Origin of the sequence: Microcystis sp. M49636_WE2 (assembly GCF_030065375.1) — a bacterium.
Classification (GTDB): Bacteria; Cyanobacteriota; Cyanobacteriia; order Cyanobacteriales; family Microcystaceae; genus Microcystis; species Microcystis aeruginosa_C.
On record NZ_JASJFG010000046.1, the window covers coordinates 1 to 5,430 of the forward strand.

Here is a 5,430-nt window from a genome sequence, read left to right on the forward strand (position 1 = left end):
CAGAGGGTCAATTACCTAATTTTCAGGGAAAAAGTGCCTAAATTTCCCCCCCGATCCCCCCAATGTCTGGCACTTTTTGATGGGAAAAAAGTCTAAAATTCTTATCCAACAAGGTTTTTAGATTTATTCAGCAGACTCTAATTAGGATTTACTGAATCAGTTATCAGTTATCAGTTATCAGTTCACTGTTTACTGTTTACTGTTTACTGAAAATACTCCCCAATTCATAATTCATAATTCATAATTCCCTAACAACCATACCAAAGCTTTTCTATCTGCTTTGCTAGGGCCAATAACTCAGAGCGATCGCTTGTATCCCTTAAGAGGGTGACATGGCCTAATTTTCGACCGGGACGGGATTTTTTACCGTACCAAAAAACGTGAGCGTCTGGAATTGCCGCTAAAACTGCTCTTTTTTCCCCATAATCGCCGTCACTATCCTCAAAACCCAATAAATTAACCATGACTGCCCCAGCAGATTTTAAGTCCGTGGCTCCAAGGGGCAAATTAGCCACTGCTTGCAGTTGTAGGGCAAATTGGGAGGTAAGACAGGCAGAAAGGCTGTAATGACCCGAATTATGGGTACGGGGAGCGATTTCATTAATCAATACCTCTCCCTGGGGAGTGACAAATAACTCGATCCCGAAAACACCCACCGCCGACAAACTACTTAACAGATGATGGGCGATAGATTCGGTTTGAGCCTGTAAAGATTGGTTAAGAGCGGCGGGAGCAATCACCCAGCGACAGACTTGCTCCTCTTGATAGGTTTCCACCACGGGATAGGTGACGATTTCCCCAGTTAATCCCCTAGCGGCAACGATGGCTAATTCGCGCTCGTAGGGAATATAAGCTTCTAACATCAAGTCAAGACGCTCTAATTGCGGCTTTTTGGCGTTTAATTCTTCAGGAGTGCGAATAATAAAGGTTCCTTGACCATCATAACCGTGTCGTCGCGCTTTCAGTACTAGCGGAAAAGGATAATTTTCTAGTGGGGATAAATTATCTATCGCCCAAAAATCAGGCACAGGCAACCCTAGGGAGCGTAAATAACATCTTTGCTCGTATTTATCCAATAGGGGGCGCAGATTTGCCAAACTAGGATAGAATTGCACTCCTGTGGCCGCTAATTCTTCTAGGGCATCTAAATTAACAAACTCATTTTCAAAAGTGATCAGATCACAATGTTGAGCTAGTTTTTTTGTGCCTTCCGCGTCAGCTATTTCAGCGAAAACAACCCCGTCAGCTAAAGCAACGGCGGGATCGTCGGGGTGTGGTGTTTGTACAATCAGAGAAATGCCTAATCTCTTGGCTTCCTGTGCCATCATCCATGCTAATTGTCCACCACCAATAACACCAACCCGGGTTTGCATCATTGATCACATCCTAAAGATTCCGGGGTAGAGACGCCGGTTTTTGAGTTTACACCCTCGGCTCTTTCACAGAGATTTTTGATTTGTTGAGCGTCAAGCACTGCAAAACTAAAATCAGCACCGTTGATGTTTACTCCCTCGAAAATGGTACGCAGCATGATCGCTTCGGCAAAAATGGCATCGCTTAAATCGGAATTTTTAAAGGTACTCAGATAGGCTAACCCATTGGTTAAGTCCGCTCCATGAAAGTTGCCTTCGATGATAGAGGCTCCGTTAAACACTGCCCCGCGCAAATCGGCAGAACTAAAGTTAGAATCTTGGAGATTAACGTTAGTAAATTGGGCAGATTGCAAATTTTGTCCCGAAAAATCCTTCCCTGTCAGATTCTGGTTTTCATAACTGGCATTGGCTCCTGTGACAGCAGCAGAACTGGCAGCTAAGGCATTGACAGGAGATAGGATAAATAGTAAGGCAAAAAAAGCGATCGCTAATCGAAAGATAGTCTTCATTGGCGGAAAATTCCATCAGTGGGCATTCTTGATTTTATAGCAGTAAGTCATCAGCCGTCAGCTTTTCACCGGCCGCGAGAAATTGCTGGCACACAAACCTTTATAATGGCTGTCTAGGCTTATACTGCCATGCAATTTGGTCTAAACAAAAATATTTAAGCTACAGTCCCTCAGCTTTCAGCTAAATAAGGTAAAAGACAAAAGTTAATTAATTTTCTCTCTCCTGACTCCTATTTCTAAGGACAATTTCTGATTTATACAAGAGGTTTGATGGATACACCGCAACTTTTATTCAATGGTTTAGCCGTCGGCAGTATTATTGCTCTGGCTGCTGTCGGTTTAACCCTTACCTGTGGCATTTTGCGTCTGTCTAATTTTGCCCACGGCGATTTTATGACTTTGGGTGCTTACATAACTTGGGTGGTAAATGCTCAAGGGATTAATCTCTGGTTAGCGATGCTGGTGGGCGCAGCAGTGACAGCTATTGCCATGCTCATTGCCGAGAGATTATTATGGAAACCTATGCGCGATCGACGGGCTGATTCTACCACTTTAATTATTATTTCGATCGGTTTGGCTTTATTTCTTCGCAATGGTATTTTAATGATCTGGGGCGGTAGTAATCAACGCTACGATCTGCCTGTGATGACCGCTACAGAAATTTTTGGGATTAAAGTAGCTTTTGATCGCTTGTTAGTTATTGGTTTGGCAATTATAGTTATTATTGCCCTCCATTTGCTATTGCAAAAAACTAAGATCGGTAAGGCAATGCGTGCCGTAGCTGACAGCAACGATTTAGCTAGAGTAACTGGAATTAACGTCGAATGGGTTGTTTTCTGGACATGGATAATCACGGGAGTTTTAACTGCTTTAGCTGGAGGGATGTTCGGGTTAATTACCGGGGGAGTGCGTCCCAATATGGGCTGGTTTTTAATCTTACCAATGTTTGCGTCCGTGATTTTGGGTGGTATTGGTAATCCCTACGGAGCGATTGCTGGGGCTTTAATTATTGGTGTTGCCCAAGAAATTAGTGTTCCCTTAATTGGTTCTGATTATAAATTAGCCGTGGCTTTATTAATTATGATCTTGCTGTTATTATTCCGTCCTCAAGGTTTATTTAAAGGCACGGTTTAACAGTTATCAGTTATCAGTTAACAGTTATCAGTTATCAGATGTAAGTTTTAAGTTATTTATTTATCTTCATCTTTATCCCTGTTTACTGTTTACTGTTTACTGGACGGCTACGCCGTGCCTTTGGCAACACTGAAAAGCCCAATCTTTAATCCTGAATATATTCTTCCCCGGTGATTAAAGCGTATTCAGCGCGGGTAAATTCTCGACCTAAATAAGCAGCATGATCGAACATAGTAATCGGACAAGGTTGGGTTTCTTCGATCACTTTGACGGCTAATTCTTTGGCAGTTCTTGCAGTGTAAATATTCTCAGGATTGCGATCAAGTTTTTGCCTAACACCGATAACTTTTCCCGTTTCTGGATCGACGGCTAAACCTTTTTCATTGATAATATTGCTGTAATGTTTGGCACAGATTAACCCTGCTTCTCGGTCGAGATAAATAATAAAATATCCTGCGGGATCGAGAGCGATCGGACGTTTGGAAAGTTGATGATCAATAGCCGTGATTTGGGATTTTAATTCGCTCATTTTCTTGACAAAATTACTTAAATATGTAGTTGAAAGCAAGAGCAAATTATATCACATACCATCATCCTTGTTCTAGAGTATTTTGTCGAGATAAGCCCTATTTTCTGTGAGCAAATCGGCTCTGTTATTCTTTGTGTGATAAGTTTAACTTATATAGTAGTGATCGATCTTTGTGTCCTCTGTGTCTCTGTGGTTCCTTCCACTCACTCGCCCGCAGGACTGTATCTTAGAATACATTTTACCCACCAAACCTAAGAGAGCGGCGCCCCTAATCTAAGGTCGAAAAATAACAGGCTGATAGCTTAATGCTATAAATTTTCTTCCACCAAAGCCTCGACCCGTCCTGTTTTGACCGCTTCCACCAAAGCGGCGTGATCTTGTTCTGTCTGCTCGGCATAAGCGATCGCAAATTCGCCCATCGCTAGATCGAACTGATCTCCTTTCCCCAAATAACCGCTAATGGTGGCCGCATCTCCAGATTTAGCGTGGGCGCGGGCCAAGGTCCAGCCACAGAACTCGGCGTAGCGTTGCAGTTGGACGGCCGATACTCCCTCAATGGGTAGGGAAAACTTCATATCCCGCAGTTGCCGTAAATAGAAGTTATTGCCCCGTCTTCCCTGGGTCCAGCCTAAAAATATGTCGCTAGAGGATTGCATCAATCTCTGGCCTGTAACCACCCGTTGTCCCTGATTTTCATACTGGCTCTTGGCGGTATAGGGTTCGAGAACCGAAGGGCAAGCCTCCTTAACTTGTAGGATGAGGGGATGGTTATCTTCCGAGAACAATAGGGCGATATAACATCTGGTGCCGACACTACCAATGCCCACCACTTTCAGGGCAAAGTCCTCTAACTGGTAGCGATCGAACAGGACCCGGCGTTCCTCCGGCAGGGATTGGCGATAGTCTTCCAGACCCTCACGCACGAGAGTCTCCCAATCCGGTTCGTTGACATGGTAGAGAATGGGCGGCTGATCGACAAAGCGATTGCGTCCCCCGCTTTGGGTGACGATCTTGGGGTAGAGATGTTCGATGATGCGCTCGCGGGCCTTTGTCATCATCTGTTCCCGTATCTTGCGTGTCTTTTCGTCGGGAGCCATCTCGAGCACCTGTTCTACTCCTATGCGCGTGTACCATACCTCTAAGGGACTGAGGCGAGAATATTCCCGCAGGTGTTCTCGATAGGAACGAGCGCAATCGATCGCCGCTGCCTTCGATTCTCGATCGGATAGATCGCTATCCCTGCCGGCGATGACAAAACTGACCACGAGACGCTTGAGATCCCATTCCCAAGGTGCGGGTAGGGTTTCGTCGAAATCGTTAATATCGAAGACTAAATTGCGTTCGGGGGTGGCAAAAAATCCGAAGTTCAACAGGTGGCAATCTCCGCAGGCCTGCACGATAATGTCGGTTTTGGGAGTGGTGGCCAGATCGTAGGCCATCAAGGCAGCGGAACCGCGCAGGAAGGTAAAGGGACTCCGCAACATTCGTCCGTAGCGGATGGGAATTAATTCCTGTAATCGCCCTTGATTTGATGCTTCGATGATTTCGATCGGCTCTCGACCAGCTGCGGGGGGTTGCCAGATAGCGTGGCGAGAACGCGGCAATCGCTCCCGCAGGGATTTACCGATCTGGATGCGTTCTTCCCGTGAACGGAATCGAGCTTGAGAAGGTGACCGGATCGGGGTTTCTATTTGGTGGTTCATAGCGACTTTTTCCCCTGAATGAGATTACATCCCTTGCTGTTAGTTGACATCCTCGCCGCCCTAAAAGTGCGGCGATTCCTAAACCTCACGATTTAAGTTTCTGCTTCCACCACCGTCGCATACCACAGTTAAAAAACCATGTACTGTCTTACACAGAGTCCACAGACTTTCGCCCCATTTCA

At 45.3% G+C, this 5,430-nt stretch carries 5 protein-coding genes; 1 reads left to right on the top strand and 4 read right to left on the bottom strand.

The features are described from left to right. Positions 1-248: 248 nt before the first annotated feature. Together PX484_RS00875 and PX484_RS00880 are read right to left on the bottom strand one after the other, a co-directional pair. Positions 249-1,376 carry a 5-(carboxyamino)imidazole ribonucleotide synthase gene (locus PX484_RS00875; protein WP_287667558.1) on the bottom strand — a complete coding sequence of 376 codons (1,128 nt, stop codon included), beginning with the start codon at positions 1,374-1,376 and terminating at the stop codon, positions 249-251. Further along, positions 1,373-1,882, bottom strand: a complete 510-nt coding sequence (locus PX484_RS00880; protein WP_002760385.1) for a pentapeptide repeat-containing protein — start codon at positions 1,880-1,882, stop codon at positions 1,373-1,375. Before PX484_RS00880 ends, PX484_RS00875 begins: the two co-directional genes overlap by 4 nt. Before the next feature lie 270 nt (positions 1,883-2,152). On the opposite strand from PX484_RS00880, the gene PX484_RS00885 reads away from it, so the two are divergent. Next, positions 2,153-3,016: a branched-chain amino acid ABC transporter permease gene (locus tag PX484_RS00885; RefSeq protein ID WP_287667555.1), complete on the top strand. Its 864-nt coding sequence runs from the start codon at positions 2,153-2,155 to the stop codon at positions 3,014-3,016. A 145-nt stretch (positions 3,017-3,161) separates the two neighbouring features. On the opposite strand, the gene PX484_RS00890 is transcribed toward PX484_RS00885, so the two are convergent. Next, entirely contained in the window at positions 3,162-3,545 is a 384-nt protein-coding gene (locus PX484_RS00890; protein ID WP_002800162.1) for a DUF4346 domain-containing protein, read from the bottom strand. Between the two features lie 308 nt (positions 3,546-3,853). Then, positions 3,854-5,248 carry a DUF2252 domain-containing protein gene (locus tag PX484_RS00895; protein WP_287766155.1) on the bottom strand — a complete coding sequence of 465 codons (1,395 nt, stop codon included), beginning with the start codon at positions 5,246-5,248 and terminating at the stop codon, positions 3,854-3,856. Between the last annotated feature and the right edge of the window lie 182 nt (positions 5,249-5,430).

What these genes read in the sequence shown, in the direction of transcription:
- PX484_RS00895 (WP_287766155.1), bottom strand. Translation starts at nt 5,248, where the DNA reads ATGAACCACCAAATAGAAACCCCGATCCGGTCACCTTCTCAAGCTCGA.
- PX484_RS00875 (WP_287667558.1), bottom strand. Translation starts at nt 1,376, where the DNA reads ATGATGCAAACCCGGGTTGGTGTTATTGGTGGTGGACAATTAGCATGG.
- PX484_RS00885 (WP_287667555.1), top strand. Translation starts at nt 2,153, where the DNA reads ATGGATACACCGCAACTTTTATTCAATGGTTTAGCCGTCGGCAGTATT.
- PX484_RS00890 (WP_002800162.1), bottom strand. Translation starts at nt 3,545, where the DNA reads ATGAGCGAATTAAAATCCCAAATCACGGCTATTGATCATCAACTTTCC.
- PX484_RS00880 (WP_002760385.1), bottom strand. Translation starts at nt 1,882, where the DNA reads ATGAAGACTATCTTTCGATTAGCGATCGCTTTTTTTGCCTTACTATTT.